Origin of the sequence: Paraburkholderia sediminicola (assembly GCF_046026855.1) — a bacterium.
Classification (GTDB): Bacteria; Pseudomonadota; Gammaproteobacteria; order Burkholderiales; family Burkholderiaceae; genus Paraburkholderia; species Paraburkholderia sediminicola_A.
On sequence record NZ_JAQQET010000065.1, the window covers coordinates 1 to 16,381 of the forward strand.

General features: G+C 55.1%; 12 protein-coding genes and 3 pseudogenes. 4 read left to right on the top strand and 11 right to left on the bottom strand.

What is annotated here, in order from left to right; all coding sequences use genetic code 11:
* Nucleotides 1-283: 283 nt before the first annotated feature.
* Together PQR40_RS38435 and PQR40_RS38440 are read right to left on the bottom strand one after the other, a co-directional pair.
* Complete coding sequence (locus PQR40_RS38435) at nt 284-1,000, bottom strand: hypothetical protein (RefSeq protein ID WP_408511221.1); 717 nt, start codon at nt 998-1,000, stop codon at nt 284-286.
* A gap of 445 nt (nt 1,001-1,445) precedes the next feature.
* Complete coding sequence (locus PQR40_RS38440; protein WP_408511222.1) at nt 1,446-2,228, bottom strand: AraC family transcriptional regulator; 783 nt, start codon at nt 2,226-2,228, stop codon at nt 1,446-1,448.
* 94 nt (nt 2,229-2,322) lie between these two features.
* On the opposite strand from PQR40_RS38440, the gene PQR40_RS38445 reads away from it, so the two are divergent.
* On the top strand, nt 2,323-2,574 hold the full coding sequence (locus tag PQR40_RS38445) for a hypothetical protein (RefSeq protein WP_408511231.1): 252 nt from the start codon (nt 2,323-2,325) through the stop codon (nt 2,572-2,574).
* 261 nt (nt 2,575-2,835) lie between these two features.
* On the opposite strand, the gene PQR40_RS38450 is transcribed toward PQR40_RS38445, so the two are convergent.
* From PQR40_RS38450 to PQR40_RS38475, 6 genes and pseudogenes are all read right to left on the bottom strand, one after another.
* On the bottom strand, nt 2,836-3,909 hold the full coding sequence (locus tag PQR40_RS38450) for a helix-turn-helix domain-containing protein (RefSeq protein WP_408511223.1): 1,074 nt from the start codon (nt 3,907-3,909) through the stop codon (nt 2,836-2,838).
* An 859-nt stretch (nt 3,910-4,768) separates the two neighbouring features.
* Nucleotides 4,769-4,903, bottom strand: a pseudogene (locus PQR40_RS38455) (integrase core domain-containing protein); the annotation flags it as partial.
* Between the two features lie 235 nt (nt 4,904-5,138).
* Entirely contained in the window at nt 5,139-6,632 is a 1,494-nt protein-coding gene (gene iaaH, locus PQR40_RS38460) for an indoleacetamide hydrolase (RefSeq protein WP_408511232.1), read from the bottom strand.
* A 255-nt stretch (nt 6,633-6,887) separates the two neighbouring features.
* Nucleotides 6,888-7,612: pseudogene (locus PQR40_RS38465) on the bottom strand (IS6 family transposase).
* A gap of 69 nt (nt 7,613-7,681) precedes the next feature.
* Nucleotides 7,682-8,542, bottom strand: coding sequence for a 2-amino-5-chloromuconate deaminase CnbZ (gene cnbZ / locus PQR40_RS39090; RefSeq protein WP_459252666.1), 861 nt, complete (start codon nt 8,540-8,542; stop codon nt 7,682-7,684).
* 71 nt (nt 8,543-8,613) lie between these two features.
* Nucleotides 8,614-9,402 (bottom strand): SDR family NAD(P)-dependent oxidoreductase, encoded by a 789-nt coding sequence (locus PQR40_RS38475; protein ID WP_408511225.1) that lies wholly within the window; start codon nt 9,400-9,402, stop codon nt 8,614-8,616.
* Nucleotides 9,403-9,561: 159 nt separating this feature from the next.
* Here PQR40_RS38475 and PQR40_RS38480 point away from each other — a divergent pair, with 159 nt between their 5' ends.
* On the top strand, nt 9,562-10,491 hold the full coding sequence (locus PQR40_RS38480; protein ID WP_408511226.1) for a LysR family transcriptional regulator: 930 nt from the start codon (nt 9,562-9,564) through the stop codon (nt 10,489-10,491).
* A gap of 473 nt (nt 10,492-10,964) precedes the next feature.
* Here the strand turns inward: PQR40_RS38480 and PQR40_RS38485 are convergent, their stop codons facing one another.
* Nucleotides 10,965-12,107: a porin gene (locus tag PQR40_RS38485; RefSeq protein WP_408511227.1), complete on the bottom strand. Its 1,143-nt coding sequence runs from the start codon at nt 12,105-12,107 to the stop codon at nt 10,965-10,967.
* Nucleotides 12,108-12,292: 185 nt separating this feature from the next.
* Nucleotides 12,293-13,738, bottom strand: a complete 1,446-nt coding sequence (locus PQR40_RS38490) for an APC family permease (RefSeq protein WP_408511228.1) — start codon at nt 13,736-13,738, stop codon at nt 12,293-12,295.
* 944 nt (nt 13,739-14,682) lie between these two features.
* Between PQR40_RS38490 and PQR40_RS38495 the strand changes: the two genes are divergently transcribed.
* Nucleotides 14,683-15,306, top strand: a complete 624-nt coding sequence (locus tag PQR40_RS38495; RefSeq protein WP_408511229.1) for a TetR/AcrR family transcriptional regulator — start codon at nt 14,683-14,685, stop codon at nt 15,304-15,306.
* 209 nt (nt 15,307-15,515) lie between these two features.
* Here the strand turns inward: PQR40_RS38495 and PQR40_RS38500 are convergent, their stop codons facing one another.
* Nucleotides 15,516-15,782, bottom strand: coding sequence for a transposase (locus PQR40_RS38500; RefSeq protein WP_408511230.1), 267 nt, complete (start codon nt 15,780-15,782; stop codon nt 15,516-15,518).
* Nucleotides 15,783-16,025: 243 nt separating this feature from the next.
* On the opposite strand from PQR40_RS38500, the pseudogene PQR40_RS39095 reads away from it, so the two are divergent.
* Nucleotides 16,026-16,158, top strand: a pseudogene (locus PQR40_RS39095) (transposase domain-containing protein); the annotation flags it as partial.
* Between the last annotated feature and the right edge of the window lie 223 nt (nt 16,159-16,381).

Here is a 16,381-nt window from a genome sequence, read left to right on the forward strand (position 1 = left end):
GTAGCGCGGATGGACGCCGAGATCGCTGCTGTGGAGTTTGCAGGTGCCAATAACTGTTGCGTTTCCTGCTGATGGCCAAGCCGCGTCGCAAGTCTCTTTTCTGTCATGCGCACTGATCGCCTATGTTCACGTGAACATAGGCGATCAGTGATTCAAGCTTTAGCTGATGGGTGTCGCCGACGACAACAGACAACATACTGTTAAACCATACCCACTCTACTTCACTTGCGACGATCACTGGGTAGAACCTTTGTACTTTACATTTAAATCCAGCTTAAAAGCGTCACAACTTCCCAGCACTTGTATCACCGGTGATGGATCGCGTAGCTTCGTGTACGATTTTCAATCGCCCATCAGGAGAAAATTTCCCAAATAAGTAGACCTCAGATTGACTTGTCGTACCATCAGGGAGTATTACAGAAACGATATGCCGATCCGCAATTGTGTCCCCTTGGAATACAGCATCAAGAACTGTGACCTTCCCACTGGTTACTGACGCGCGAAGAGCAGCGATATGAGTGACAAAATCATTATAATTCAACAGTTCGTCATTCGTATATTGCTGATAGTTCGGACTAAAATATCGGCTAATCGTAGCAATAAGCGGGTATTGACTTTCAGAACCAAAGCATACTTCACTAAGCACCATTTGCATGTAAGCGGCTGGATTAGCTATGAGTTGCAAAGCGTTTGACCGCGCCTTTTCTTGTGCTGTTTGCGGTACAGACGAGAAGGAATTGGCCAGTTGCGTCGACCCAAAGGGAGCCACCATTTGCGCGGAAGAGGCGGTTTGAGCGTCAGCAATCATGGATTTGCAAGCCGCAAGGGCAACAAACACTGTAATCAACCGAAGACGATCAACATTGAAAATTTTCATCTTTTCTCCATTTCTCATTATAAACGCGCCAAATCTAAAAATTGTCCCGCCAAATAAACCACGAATAAATTTACCATGCACAAAGAAATTTATGACGGCATATTGTGGATTATCAACCAACATGTAAATTTATTAATTCCAAGCCAAGTTTAGTAATGTTAATAACAAATAAAATTCACTTGGCGACATAAACTTTATTCTTGCAAATAAATTTTTCACCACGTCAATATTACCGGATTCAGCCCCCAATCATCAAAAATTCAGATTATCCAGAAAATTTAAAATTATAGAAGATATGAATTTCGACGCAAAGAAAGGCTCACCCGGAATTGTCCATGACCGTGAAAATATTCATAAATTAACCTTGGAAAATAATGTACTCCGCAGGATCTGAATTGACTGCGGAATTTGCGACAATCAATACTGCGATCGAGCCAGACGAACACAGGTGTTGTCTGCATACAATGTTCGACCATACTTGAATATCCCGGCAGGTATCGAATTGGCATACGAACGATCGCACCCCAATGCCCGTACGTCACTAGTCGAAACCTTCTCTTTCAGGCGATCATTGTGCACCAGCCTCAAAATATCGTCCCGGGGTCGTTCCGAGTGAGCGCCTGAACATATCGATGAAAGCACTCACATTGTCATAGCCGAGCTCTAAAGCGACAACGGTCACGGCCTTCCCCTCGGCGAGCAATTCAAGTGCGCGCAGTAGACGGGCCTGCTGGCGCCAGCCAGCGAAGCTGAAACCAGTTTCGGCCACAAAACGCCGGCTCAGGGTGCGCGGTGTAATGCCCGCCCACCTCGCCCACTCTTCCAGGCGCCGATTATCCGAAAGGTCACTCACCAGAGCTTCTGTGATCCGCAGCAGACGTACATCACACGGAAGCGGCAGCCCTAACGGCTCATGTCGAGCAACTGAGATTTCGTCAACGATCACGTCAGCAATGTGTACCTGCCGAGCGTCAAGATCACCCGTTTCCCAAGTCGCCGCTCGGCGTGCGGCTTCACGCAGGAGACTCGACATCCTGATCGTACAAGGCTGCGCCGGAAGCATGGCACACGTGTCCTCTGCGACATAGACGCTCCATCCAGAAAATGGACCATACGAGCGTATCGAGTGCGTGCAGTGAGGTGGCACCCACGCTGCGTGAATTGCAGGAACAACCCATTGTTGCCCGCCGACACCCACTGACAACAGCCCACTCGTTGCGCCAAGCAGTTGCCCTCGAGCGTGATTGTGGGCCCGAGTAGAACGTGCGTCGCTTTGGCTGAGTTCGACCGCAATCACGAACGGTCCATTGGACGAAGTAGCCTGGGGAAGAGAGATGAGAGGTGCAGTCATGGCCGAATTTACGTATCGAATGTCTCTTTTACCGGAGCTATGGGAAAAATTGGAAGCTAGACTGATTACTCCATTGCCAACTGGGGGAATTTACATGCGAGCCGAACAGCTTCTTCCGGACCATCTCAATCAGGACGAATTCAACGGAGTCACAGTCCGCAAAGGCACAGTGGGTGCATTCCTGGAAAATGCCAGGATTTGGGTGACCCTGTCGGCGCCCGAAGCGAACAAGATGATCGCCGAACACGACATCATCGATGCGCTACCCGCACTTCGCGCGATCGGCATATTCGACGTATTCGAAATCCGTGATGCCGCGTTGCGAAAATTCGTTGAGTCAAACTGACGGCGCACTCGATCTCATGGCCAGCGCTATGCTGACCAAGTGGCGCTGCCAACATGGCTCCGTCATGTCGAGCCCGCTCATCACGTTGCACTCTGGCGTCGGCACTCACAATGCACCCCGCACCGAAACGTCTGTGGAAATTTATTGAGTAATGCTACACGCGCAACGCGTGCCTGATGAGCCACCTGCGATACCGGGCTTGATAACCGTTGAGCTACGCCGTGTTGCGCGCAGGACTATCTGCAACTGTGATCTGATGCATCATACAGACTTCACCGTATCGCCGTTGCAACCCAACCCAACTTCACGACTACTCCAATCCGGTCCTTTCTCCAGCGGGATCGACGGTGCGCCGTTTCCCCTGCGAAACTCACGTGGAGTCACGCCATATCGTGCGTGAAAACGTCGGCTGAAGTGCGCAGCGTCCTTGAACCCGTTGCGGTACGCAATACTCTCTATAGAATGTGCGACGCACACGGGACTCAGCAGATCGCTACGACAACCCTCCAGACGGTGTTGCAGGATAAACGTTCGGTAGTGGACACCCATCGATTCAAACATTTTGTGGATGTATCGTCGAGATACACCGAGAGCAGTCGCGCAGGACGAGACATCGAGCTCAGAATTCCGAATATTGGCAGTGATATAAGAACAGAGGTGTGACCAGCGTAGTGCGTTGCAAGATTTCCGAGGAACAGCCTCGGCGTGCGCGCTGTTATCTGTAGCCTCATAATAAGCGGCGCACAGAAGGGACACGATTGCATGCTCCGCAGCGGTCACCGCATCAATACTCATCCGCGAAAATTCTGGCAGCACGCCATCGATGAAGTGATGAATCATCCGCGCAATCGCGGAACTTGAATCCGCGCGACGGGGCTCGAACAAAGCATGCCGAGAGACGACGTGACCCAGCAATCGAGCAATCGGCAGTCGCAGTATGACAAGATTCGCCGTTTCGGTGATTACTGCATGCGAAGGCAAACGTGCGCGCCGATACGTAATGTCTCCCCGATGAAAGCTCAATGTTTTGCCCTGCTGACTGATAGCGCCACTACCAGAAAGTGCCACTAGGATAATAACGTCGTCGCCGGCGAGAGCGCTCACATGCCCCTGATCGTGGTTCACCTCCTGATGCCCGAGCCGCACTGTCGCCAAAACGCCACCACCGGTCAGTCGGCACGCGCGGACCTGGCCTGGCCCTCCTGAGTCCGAAAACCGGATATCGCCGGGGATCACGATACCGTCGAGTGAACGCTCCCAGTCGCCAAGACCTACTGGCGAGAGATCTCTGAACGTCGGTGTGTAAGGCAGTTCGAATTCCGCAGTGAGCGACATGACGTTCTTCTCCCATCAATATTTTCGCGAACCATCTCGTTCACTCTGGGTGCCGGATCAGGGCCACGGCCAAAACTATCTCGCGGCCCCCTTCGGATGACTCACCGGCCAGATGGCAAGACACCGAGGTCCCCCTTCCTGGCAGCAGCTGAAACTCGCACCCTTATGCGGAGCATTCCGTATTCTTTGGACAAGTGTCGCCATTGATTCTGCCAGATTTTGGTGACGGAGCGAACGCTTAACCAGAACGAAAGGTAAGCTCCCATAGCTACCCTGCGAGCAAGTAACCGATATGTGGCGCCGACGCGCCATTCGTCGAGATTGTCCAAGGATAATTTCTATCACGCGCCGGCACTTGTCCATAACTGAACAACTAACTTGTCAAGGCGCGAAGTACGGTTGGTAAAACACGTGTTGCGTCACCGCGCGCGTGCGACCGGCAAATCATAGCCCGGAGCAGCTTGCAATGGCCCACAGCGATCTGGAGTGCGTAAAACTCGCCTCCCCCAAAAGTCGCGTCAGCCTTGCGCGAGGCCGGATTTCGGCGACCCTACTCCCTACCCAGAGCGATCGGGACACGCCGAGCGACCGGACCGTCATTGAAACGTGAGAATTTCGATAACATTCGGACTGGGCAGCCATATGCATCTATACCATCATGGCCGCTCCAGTTAACTGCCAACACCGATTCTCCCTTTTCGGTAGCTACACGGTTTTGTGTGGCTAACGGTTCGCTCTGACAGTTCCCGATGACGAGATCCCATTACCGCTACAGGAAATTTTAGTCTAGCAGCGTAGAGTTTTTTCAAGGCGTAGCGGATCTTCAGCAATGTGGCAACGACTAGGAGGTGCTGGCGCTGGCTTCGGCGCAGCTACGGAACCAAGCTCGATTCTGCAAATCGTCGCGCAGCTTGCCGTTGAATCTTTCGACGAAGCCGTTTTGCCATGAACCACCAGGCGTGATGAAAGCCGAGCTGATAACCGCGTCGACGAACTCACGCCGTAGGACGTCGCTGACCAGCTCCGCACACACCGGTAACTTCAACGTCAGGTCAAGACATCACTGGCTATACGCTTAAGTTGGTCCAGTTTGGTCATCCGCCTATGCTTCCGGAAACTGTGTCGCGCGAGCACAATGCGATAGTCACCGCAGCGTAGGCAATTGAGAACTGCGGCATCGAAGATGCCAATGAAACAATGGGCAAGCGCAAATGCGTTTTGATCGAAGCTTAAACGTTCGGGGCGGGCAAGCGCCCCAGCAATGCCTCGATTGACAGCCCGATCGACAGCAAGCGTTTGTCGCTGCCTAACGGTCCGTCGATTTCAAGTCCAATCGGCAAACCAGACGGAGTCAGCCCAGCCGGGAAGGCTAGACCCGGCAAGCCGGCGTTGCTGGCCGGATCGACGTTGCGTATCAAGACACTGAACTCCGCCGTTCGTCCACCAGGCTGGGGCACACCGTTGATGCTCACGGTGCCTCCAAAGCTTGGATCGATCGGCGGCGGAACGATCGGAACGGTTGGGAAGATAATGCCGTCAACTCGATTTGCAGCGAAATAAGCTGAATAGAGCGCGATCAATTGCGGCCGGTAGATCGCCATCGCTTGCGTGTAGTCCGCGAGCGTCGTTTTGGCGGCGACAGCAAAAATTCCTCTAACGTCCGGGCTGGCAATCTGCGCAATCACTTGTTGCAGCGTGATCGTACTTCCTTCGGCCTTCAGATAAAGCGGAATATCTCGATAGGCCTCGTAAAAGGCTACCGGCAGCGAAACCTTCTGGTTGAGGTTGCCGATGGAGTCTAGATCCGCTTCGATGATCTGCACACCGGCGGCTCGCAACTTGTCGACGGCCGCTTCCGCGACCTGACGGACTGGGTCGTCCAGATTCTCCCAGAAGTAGCTTTTCGGCAGCCCGAGTCTGAGACCCGCCAGTGGTGCTGGAGTCGGGACAGCTGTCCCGGTGATGATGGCGTCGAGTATGGCGATGTCGGCTATCGAACGGCCCATTGGCCCAACCGTGTCGCGCGTCCGCGATATGGGCACGACGCGAGCTCCCGAGTAGCGGCGCTCCAAACCACCACTGCCGACCGACGGACGCAAGGCTGCGATACCGCAGAATGACGCCGGATGCCGAACCGATGCTCCGGTATCCGTCCCGAGGCCTGCCGGGACGATTCGCGCAGCGATGCCAGCACCCGTCCCGCCTGACGAGCCACCCGGCACCCGGCTTCGATCGTAGGGGTTCTGAACGAATCCGAACGCGACGTTTGTCGAGGTGCTGCCAAACGCCAGTTCATGCATATTCGCTTTTGCCAGAACAATTGCGCCAGCATCAAGTAAGCGCTGAAGCGTAGGCGCGTTCTGCGCTGGCATCAGATGCTTCAGCGCCGGCGTTCCCGCCGTCGTCGGGAATCCTTCAGCATCAATGTTGTCCTTGACATAGATAGGTAGTCCCGCCAGCGGACCGAGTTTCCGACCGGCTGCGCGTGCAGCATCGATTTTTCTTGCGGCAGCAAGCGCGCCATCGGTATTCAACGCGATCCAGCTGTTCAAACCCTTTAGCGCGTTGGCACGTGCAAGCAGCGTAGTTACGTAGGCTTCGGATGTTAACGTGCCATCCTGCATCGCCTGCAAAGCCTCAGTGGCGGTTAGGGCGACCTGCTGGTCAACGCTCAGCGACGGACGAGGCGAAAGGCCAAATCTTCCTGCGCAGCCGCTTATCATCGATGCAATCGGCAATACACTTGTGACGGCCAGCGTGTCCTGAACGAATCGGCGCCGCGACTGACGCGCGTCCTTGACCATAGCGATACTCCATTATGTATTCATTTGAGCGGGCATTGAGGAACGATTGGTGGTGTCAACCCGCATCTCTGATGCTTTAATTCGGACTGCGTTGCTGCCTACGCATCTGTCGTGTCGGCTCTGTCAAGTTGGCGGTCGCAGCCTACTTGTCTACGTCAAGAGTAGTTATCCTTATCAGATAACTTTCTCGACTGTACCAGTAACGGTCCAACCATGCCATGCGGCGAAGCGTTCCCGGAGTACGGCACGATGGCGTGCCGCGTTCATCTGATGCCTGGGCAACGCGAAGTGCTGCCGGATCGGGCCAAAACTTGAGAGAAACGCTTGCGTGCGACGTGCATCGCGAAAGCCGCACATCTGGCGTTCGCGCCTGCGGGTCGGCTGGTGGCTGTTCTCGGCACGGTTGTTCACACGTGCAGCCGCCTTGACGAAAACGTGCTTCACATGAGCGAGCTCGGGAATGTCAGCCTTCGCCGCCGGATAGCTGGTCGGTAATGATCTTGCGCGGCACCGGGTTTGAACGCAGCACTCTTCGGAAGAAGCGCTTTGCCGCAGCCTTGTCGCGCTGCTTTTGCACCAGCACGTCGAGTTCGGCACCATGTTCGTCGACCGCTCGCCACAACAGATACGGCTCGCCGCGCAGCGTCACAAACATCTCGTCCAGATGCCATGTGCTGCCCGGCTTGCGCCGCACCGCTTTGGCACAATGGGCGAATCCAGCTCCGAATTTGTCGCACCAGCAACGGATCGTGCCGTATGTGACCACGACACCACGCTCGAGCAACAACTCCTCGATGTCGCGCAGGCTCAAGGCTGAACCGGAAATACCAGCGAACCGCGCAGCTGATGACGACGGCAGGGAAGCGATGACCGTTATAAAGAGACTTCGTTTTCTTCATCACTTCATTCTACCGCCGCCTCATCATCAACCTGACAGAGCCGAACCGTGTTTTGCAATACACATCCAGTCAGTTTGACACGATAGTGTCCTGTCGAGCGCCGCGTGCTTCGAGCTCGACTTCACCGCCCGCAATCGGCGGCCGGGCTCTATAGACGATCACGCCCTGACGCAGCGTCTCGCCGAGACCGCCGAGCAAGGACGGACCCCAGAGATCCGGAATGTTCGCGACGTGAAAAATGGCGAGCTGGTTCGCGTGGCTCCACGATAGTCCCAGCTTGTCGAGGTTCTGTCCGATTACGTCGATCGTATACCGGGCACGCTTTCGCATAGCGTCGGTACTCACGTCCCCCGGGGCAACGATCTTGCCAATCGCGTCGACGTCCGCAGTACCCGACAGGCAGAAACTCCGCCCATTCGCCGATGCCGGCGCCGTGTAGCTGAACGCGCACATTGAGGCCACCTTGGGGGCATGCACGGCGAGCGCGATATTCGATCGGCACACGCCGCTATAACCTTCGTATATCAGTCCCCATTTATCTAACTGTTCAAGGTAAGGCACGTTGAAGCTCGACCAGTCATCCAAACTCAGCGGCGCAGGCACACGCATTTCAATTCCGCAAAATGCCTGAACGGGCCGCCCAACGGCTTTAAGATATGCGTCGATAAATAGGTATGCCTGGTCCAATGGAAGCCAATTCCGCAACTGGACACGAACGACCTCAAAAGCGTGGTGCGGAATGATGCCTGTGCAATATGCTCCGCCACCTGGCAGAATTCGGTAACCACCCGTTTCATTGTTGATTAGCGATGCCGCCTCCGTGGGGTGGCTCGTTACCGGCGACCGACCGGGCCTACGAGACTCTTCACTCATTGCGTGGCTCCTTAAAGAAGAATCGTATAAGTATCGGCCAACATCTGACCGCGTCATACCGCGACGCACAAAGCATCGCCCTGAGAGGGCGTGGCCGTCGTGGGACCAGGCGGTGCACTTGCATCGGGTCACAGATCGTCAAGCGAGGGAGGATCAAACCAGTTCGTCAACGACAATCCTCCGTCGACCACGATCGTCGTGCCGGTCACATAGGCAGAAACACGATTCGACAGGACCGCCAGCGCCATGGGAGCAAGATCCTCAGCGCGTCCAAGTCGGCCGAGCGGAATATGTCGAGCCAACGCGGGATCGGCAACGAAGCCTCCCTCGGCAATGGCACCCGGCGCCAAGGCGTTGACGCGGATTCCGAACCGCCCCAGCGTCTTCGCCAACTCCATCACCAGCATCGAAAGCGCGGCCTTCGCAGTACTGTAGTGCGGCAGATTGCGTGGAGTTCCGGCGTGCAGGGATGTGACCATAAGAAATGATCCCGGCACCCGAGCGTCGATCAGCAGGCGCGCCAACTCACGTGCGAGATGAAAACCCGCATCGATATTGACCGCATGCATTTGTTGCCAGGTTTCCCGGGATACTGCCAGTGCATGATCCACCTCCTTGCGACCGGGAGACGCGCTATGCACAAAATGCGTCACGCGCCCGAGGACGCCATTCGCGTGAGCCAGCAGCGCGTTGCATGACTCAAGACTCGCCAGATCGCCGACCCACGGGATTGCCAACTCCGGGCATGGCGACGCCCTAACCGCGGCGGCCACCCAATCCTCGCGCACGTCTGCGAATACGGTTTTCACGCCCTCGCCGACCAGCGCTTGCGCGATAGCCCGGCCGATCCCGTTACCCGCACCGGTTACAAGTGCGGCGTCGTGAGTCGGGTCGAATGGTCTGGCCAGCAAGTTCATGTCAATCACGCCTTGACGAGATAAAGACGCCGCGTAACTACCGAGCGGCGGCGTGGAAAAGTAAATGTCACGCTATGGACGGGAGCGTACGGGATGACGTCGACACGCGGTATAGCACGGCGAGTCTAACCACTTTTAACTTATGGTTAAATATCGATCATGGACACCCTCGAAGACATGCGCACGCTGGTCACCATCGCCCGCAGCGGCAGTTTGTCTGCGGCTGCGCGCGATCTGAACGTGTCCGTGGCGATGGTCAGCAAACGGGTCAACGCGCTGGAAATGCGACTCGGCGTACGGCTGCTGAATCGGACGACGCGTCAATGCTCACTAACCGAGGAAGGTGAACGCTATTTTCGCGACTGCCAGCGAATCCTGGACGATGTCGCCGAAGTCGAGTCTTCTGTCGCCGCGGCCGCCATCGCGCCGTCAGGCACAGTCCGCCTGACCTCAACGCCAAGCTTCGGTCGGCGCGTGCTTGCGCCCTTGCTTGTGGCGTTCTGCGCGGATCAGCCCAAAGTGCATGTTCGCCTGTCCGTATCGGACGCGGTGCAGGATCTTGGTAGCGGCCGCCACGATGTCGCTCTGCGACTGGGGCCGCTCACTGATTCGACGCTCGTCGCGACACGACTTGCAGCCAACCGAAGGGTCATCGTCGGCAGCCCGGTGTATCTCGATCGCATGGGCGTGCCGCAGCGGCCACTGGATCTGCTCCAGCAGGAATGCATCGTTATTCAGGGGAGCAGCGAAACACTGCTCGAATGGACCTTCCTCGGTCACACGGGGCCGATCCACGTGCCCGTACGCGGCACGTTGTCGACAGAAAATGGCGATGTGCAGCAAGAGCTCGCATTGCAGGGCGCCGGACTCGCCCTGAAATCCATCTGGGACGTGGCGGACGACCTGCGTGCTGGCCGGCTGGTTGCCGTCTTGCAAAATTACCCTTGTCCACCGGCCGATCTGTATGCGGTATATTTGTCGCGCCAATTCCAGCCGCGACGTGTAACTGCGCTGGTCGACTACCTGAAGGGCGCGCTTGCCGCACGGGAACCAGACGTACTCGCGATGCTGCCGCGGCGCTCACGCTAATCGTGAGGCGCCGTCGTGCATCCTCGGGCTTCGTGGTAAAGGCGATACTGGCTGGGATCGGAAAAAGGAGACACGCGGCCCGCGTGAAATTTGCTCACACCTCGTTCGAAAGACTTGAATGAAACGTCCATCGCCAAAGACGCCCGTGTGATAACTCCCGGCGACAAGAACATCTGCTATCAGCTAACCGACAGTGGCTTGCATACAAAAGGGGATCTTTCTCGCTGCTCACCGTACCGCAGCGGTTAGCGATGCCCTGATCATGCATCGTCGAAAAATCCGTATATCCGGTCGCGACAAAATTGCCATATTTCGAGAATATTCGCTCCGTGCGCGATGGGAGCGCCAACATCGCACTTCTGTGTACGCCGTTCGTGCATTTGGCGCCGGGCAGACTCCGACCGTTCAAGGCTACCCAGCGTGTCAGTCCAACTCATCGGACCTGCGTCGAATGCACGCAAAATGAGCAACAGCTAGAAAGAATGGGTAAGACCCACACGCGCCAACATCTGGTGAGAATTCGACGATACATCGTTTGCTCCCGGGATATAGGCATGGTCGAGATTCGTTCCAGTACCACCGCCCGAAACCTTCTGGTAGACATATTGAGCATACACAGCCGTGCGCTTCGAGAGGCTGTACTGCGCGGCCACACCAAACTGGTTCCAATGCAGCACATGCTCTCCGACCTGCTGTAATGTCGCGCGCGTGAATGTGTACATTGCGCCGACGAAGAACGCGGGCGTCACGGTATACCGTACATTCAACTCCGCATTGTCGAAGTTCAAGCTGTTGAATCCTAGATTGCCTATATAAATCGACGACAATGCTTGCTTAATGAGCGTGTGTGTGTAGACAGCACCGAGGCTCACGGAGCTGAAGCCATAGTTTGTCGCCACACCCCATATTTTTTGATTTTCTGCGACAAACCCGGAGTCATTCGACGCGATCGCGCCTGTCGCATTCGTTCCGGGGGCGCCTAGGTCCGCGTATGCAGCGGCAGCAGTGAACGTTTCATGCGTGTAGCTCAATCCGGCACTCCAGACACGGTTTCCGGCAAAGCTTCCGGGCTGATTACTGAAGCCGTACATTGCAGTGCTTGTGATTCCGCCATAGACCGCCGACGTATATTTGATCGAGTTGCTCGCATGCCAAGTCGCATCAGTGTTGTCGTTGTCCAACGGATGAGAGAACAAGAGGCCGCCCCAACTGCTATTCGCCGTCAACGGCCCGATCATGTCGACAATTGAATCAAACTGCCTTCCCAATGTCACCGATCCAAATTTTTCATTTTGCATTCCTATATATGATTGATAACCGAATAAACGTCCACCATATGCAGCGCTGCCACTTTCGACATTGAAACCGCTTTCGATATCAAATACCGCATGCCATGCACCGCCCAGATTCTCATCACCTTTCAGTCCCCACCGACTCGCAACAAGGTCGACACTCGTCATCTGAAATGCATGCTTGCCGCTTGCATTACTCGTGAAATTGATCCCCTCGTCTAAAGTGCCAAAGAGCAAGACGCTGCTCTGCGCATGACATGTTCCGGCAACACCACAGATCGTGAGCGCAGCGCCTGTCAGATATGCTTTACCTAACTTTGCCATCGTTCTGAATTCTCCTGTTGTCTCGAGCCGGCGATGCCGGCTCGTATGGATCGATACTCCGATATTGCCTTCGTGTTCACCTTGACGCAATGCGTCTCGGAGAAGACGACTTGCCGCACTCGCCTCTCGCTTCGCAAACGTCCCGAGCACGTTTCGCCATCGTCAAGGTAGCGGTGAAATAGTGATCATGCGAGTTCACGAAGCCCTTCAAACCGCGATGGCGAACGGGTTCTCAGCAGCGTGGCGGCCATGGCGCCGACTACAAATGCAAGCACTATGACGCCCAACATGAACTTCGCGATGATGGGAGCATCATCTCCACCGATCAACGCGGGAAGATTCATAATCGCGATCACGAGGCATCCGGCGAGTCCAAAGAATCCGAGAGCAGGTGCCACGCGAACATTCAGTATCCTCTGATTGCGACGGTTCTTCGAAAAAAATACGAAGATCGAAATGCAGGTCAGGGAAATGATCACCATATAGCCGATCGTCCCTGCCGTCGCTCCCCACGCATAAATTTGCGTTACCGGTGACAGGCCAATCGCTCCGAGCATGACAATAGCGGCAAGTGACATGACGGTCTGCACGACCGACGAAACGTGAGGAGAGCCGTGACGCAAGTGAACCTTCGCAAGCGAACTATGCAAAATGCCGTAACGGCCCAACACGTACTTGTAGCGCACAACGATGTTATGAAGTGACAGAATGCACGCAAATAGGCTAGTGAGAAGCAGAACCTGCATGATGTTGTGGACGCTCGAACCGACATACTGCTCGGCAAGAAGGAGATAAATGTCCGCCGGATGCTGCGTTGCGAAATCCATTACTCGTCCCACGCCCACACCGACGACTTCACACCACATCGAGATCACATAAAACGCTCCGATGATCAGAACTGCCGCGTAGGTCGCACGCGGAATCGTCACATCGGGATCGCGCGCCTCTTCGCGAAAGACGACCGTCGCCTCGAAACCGACAAACGAATAGATCGCAAACATGATGCCGAGTCCCGGCGAGCCGGACTTAATTACGCCAGAACTAAATGGCGTTAAGTCGATGCCGCCCCGCGCGTGGGTCGCGATGATGACAAGATTGACTAGCAGGACGACGGTAATTTCCAGAACAAGAGCGACGCCAAGGAACTTCGCACTCAGCTCGACATCCCGGTAGCCGAGAACGCCAACAATTGCAACAACCAGTAATGACAAAATCTGCCAAGGGACAGACACACCGACTATCGACTTCAGAAAATCGCCGATCGCATAGCCAATGTATGCCTCAAGTGCCACGAGGATGCAGAAATAGGAGAACAGTGCAAGTGTGGCAGAGCCGAGCCCCACAATTCTACCCAGACCCTTCTGAATGTATGCGTAGAACGCGCCAGCGTTGGTGATGTGCGGGGTCATCGCAACAAAACCCACCGTGAACAGCAGCATGATGATCGTTCCGATCAATGCGTCGAACGGAGCTGCAGCGCCATTGCCCATGGAGATTATCAGTGGTGTATTGGCGACCATGACGGTTAGCGGCGCTGCTGTCGCAACTACCATGAATACGATCGCCCATACCCCCAATGAACCTTCGAGTTTCTTCTTTTCAGACACATCTTCCACTCTGCTCACGGCCATGATGTTGATACTCCATAATTTGCGGAAACGGGGAGAAAATTTCTTTTAATAGCTTGTAGTCGATAGGAATAACCAGCGAATCGATAGCGTGAGTGATGCAAGGATCCGATGAAGTTGGCATGCTAAATGCGCATTTATCGCCATTCTTATTACATTAGTATTACTAATATTTAGTATTACTGTTCGCTTTCGCTGCAAAGTCAAGTCGGCATCTGGCATCCGGAGATCGGTCCCAGAATGCACATAAATTCAGTCGCCATCGATCAGAAAGCTCATTACGCGGTACGGGTGTTAACTAGCTCTGATAGAGCAAACGACGTTTCCGGCGCAGTCCCCTGCCCAATTTTGACCGTGCCTCTGGAGGTATTCCTTCATAATGCGCAATTACGTCTCCAGACTCTTCTGATCGTCAGAACCGACGAACCCGTTTCACGCGCAGACATAGCGATAAACAGAGGGATGACTAGCTGGTTTCCACGTATCCCTGCTGCAAAAAACCTCGCGTGATCACAAGAGACGTTCGTCGTCGCGCCTCGACTCAGCGCTCAGCGCCTTCACAAGCGCATGCCGACGCGACCATCTCGTTCCTCCTACGCTGTTGTGTGATAATTGTGCCGTCGGACTCGAACGCCGCGTAACTCCGAAATGCAGTCCCTTGCCGCTGATCCGACGACCTGAAAATGGTGCTGTTCTTGCGACTAGTGAACCTCCGTTGGCTTCAGACGATCAAGGTCGTCCATTTATAGGCTCGCGGCACAATTGGGCAAAAGCGAAACTGAATGATTTGTCTTACGTGTGACAGGTGCCGATAGCAGCGATCTACGCCGCGCTCGTGCGCCCTTGAATTCTGTACCGGTCACTATATATGCTATTTTGTAGTGGCCATTAAAACTGTCAACCCCCTCTAACGCTAATAGTTCAATTTTCCGACAACGTCGAAAGCAATGACGAAGATTCCACCTCCCCGAAGCAAAGGTCGCCCTCGTGGGTTTGATCGTGACGCTGCTCTGAACCAGGCTCTTGGCATTTTCTGGCGGCGCGGATATGAGCCGACAACGATCGCAGAGCTTTGCACTGAGATGGGGATCAATCCTCCAAGCCTATATGCGGCATTCGGGAACAAGGCGCAGCTGTTTATCGAGGCGGCGAGGCACTATGAGAACGTTTACTGGGGCGAAGCTTGGCACCGCCTCGAGAAAGATTCCGACCTGCGACGGGGTATGAAAGCGTTTTTTCGTGATGCCGCAAAAATCCTTACCTCTCAGGAAGCACCGTCCGGGTGCATGGTCGTGTTGGGAGCAGCGAATGTTTCCAAGAATGCGGAGGAAATTCAGGACGCCTTGAAGGAACTTCGGGACGAAGCCAAGCAGCACTTTTTGCACCGCCTGAAGACGGCGGTCACCGCAGGAGATATCCCCAGCGGGACGGATGTCAAATCACTGGCCGCGACGCTCAATACCGTTCTGGAAGGCATGTCGGTACAAGCCCGAGACGGGACCTCGCAAGTCGAGCTCGAGCGTATCGCACATACAGCGATGGCACTTCTGCCAACAAATACGGCACTCTGATGCAAACACGAGAGATAGCGCGTTTGGCAGCACCAGATTGGATACACCGTCACGAGCGAGTTGCGTCAGATTATTGTGACCAGGCCCGTGGGGAGTTCGTGCGCGTGGCACTTCTCCACGTGAGCGGTTAGCTTTCGAACACGCCCGGCACCGGCACTCTGACGGCCTCGGATATCCACGCTGATGATGCGTTACGCCACTGCCGCCGTTCAGATTCCCTCGACCTTTAACTCGTCTAGTATTTTGGACATAAGACCAGCGCGTCGCCATTGGAGCCATTTGATATAGCACGTCTGTGACGGCGGAAAGGTAGCCGGTAATCTGTGCCACTTCTCTTTGCGGGCTATGACCCAAAGAATCGCATTCAATACGTTCCGCGGATCCCGAGCGGGGCGGCCAAACCGCTGCTTCGAGTCTTGGGTCAATAAGTGACTGACACGCTGCCAAGCCTCGTCGGAAAGAGGAATATCTATCACGTTGCCCCTAATTAATTACAAGGATGGTCGAACGGTTATTCGTTGCCTAGCCAGACAACCACCAAGTCACCGGCGCGGCGCGCGGCAGACGTGCCTGGTCACGGCGGCCCGATGATCCTTCTTGACGCGGCCGCTGACGGCTGGGAGCTTCGACAGCACCTGAACCGGCTGCCAATCACGTTCAGCACTTCGATATCTGTGCGCGGTCAAGTATCGCCATGGTCGGACGTTCACCAAATAGTTAAACTGAATAGCCTTGATCCCGAGGCCTACCTTCGCCACGTCATCGCTTGCATCGCCGATGCATCCCGTCAATCGCGTTGGCGAACTGTTGCCATGGATCGTTGCCGATCAGCCTCACCACAACATCGCCTGAACTCAACGCTTCGCGTGTAACTGTTCGATATCGACACGCTGTCAACAACGGTCGTAGTCGGACGGTTACCGTACTTCGAACTCGATAGTCTTTTTACAGGAAAAGGACTGCACACACCTGCCCGCCCGACACGTACATCTTCAGCGACCCTCGCGCAGGGGCATATTCTGAAGCGACACGTAGCATGCGCTCCAATCGTCTAACAAGTAAGAACCATCAAGAG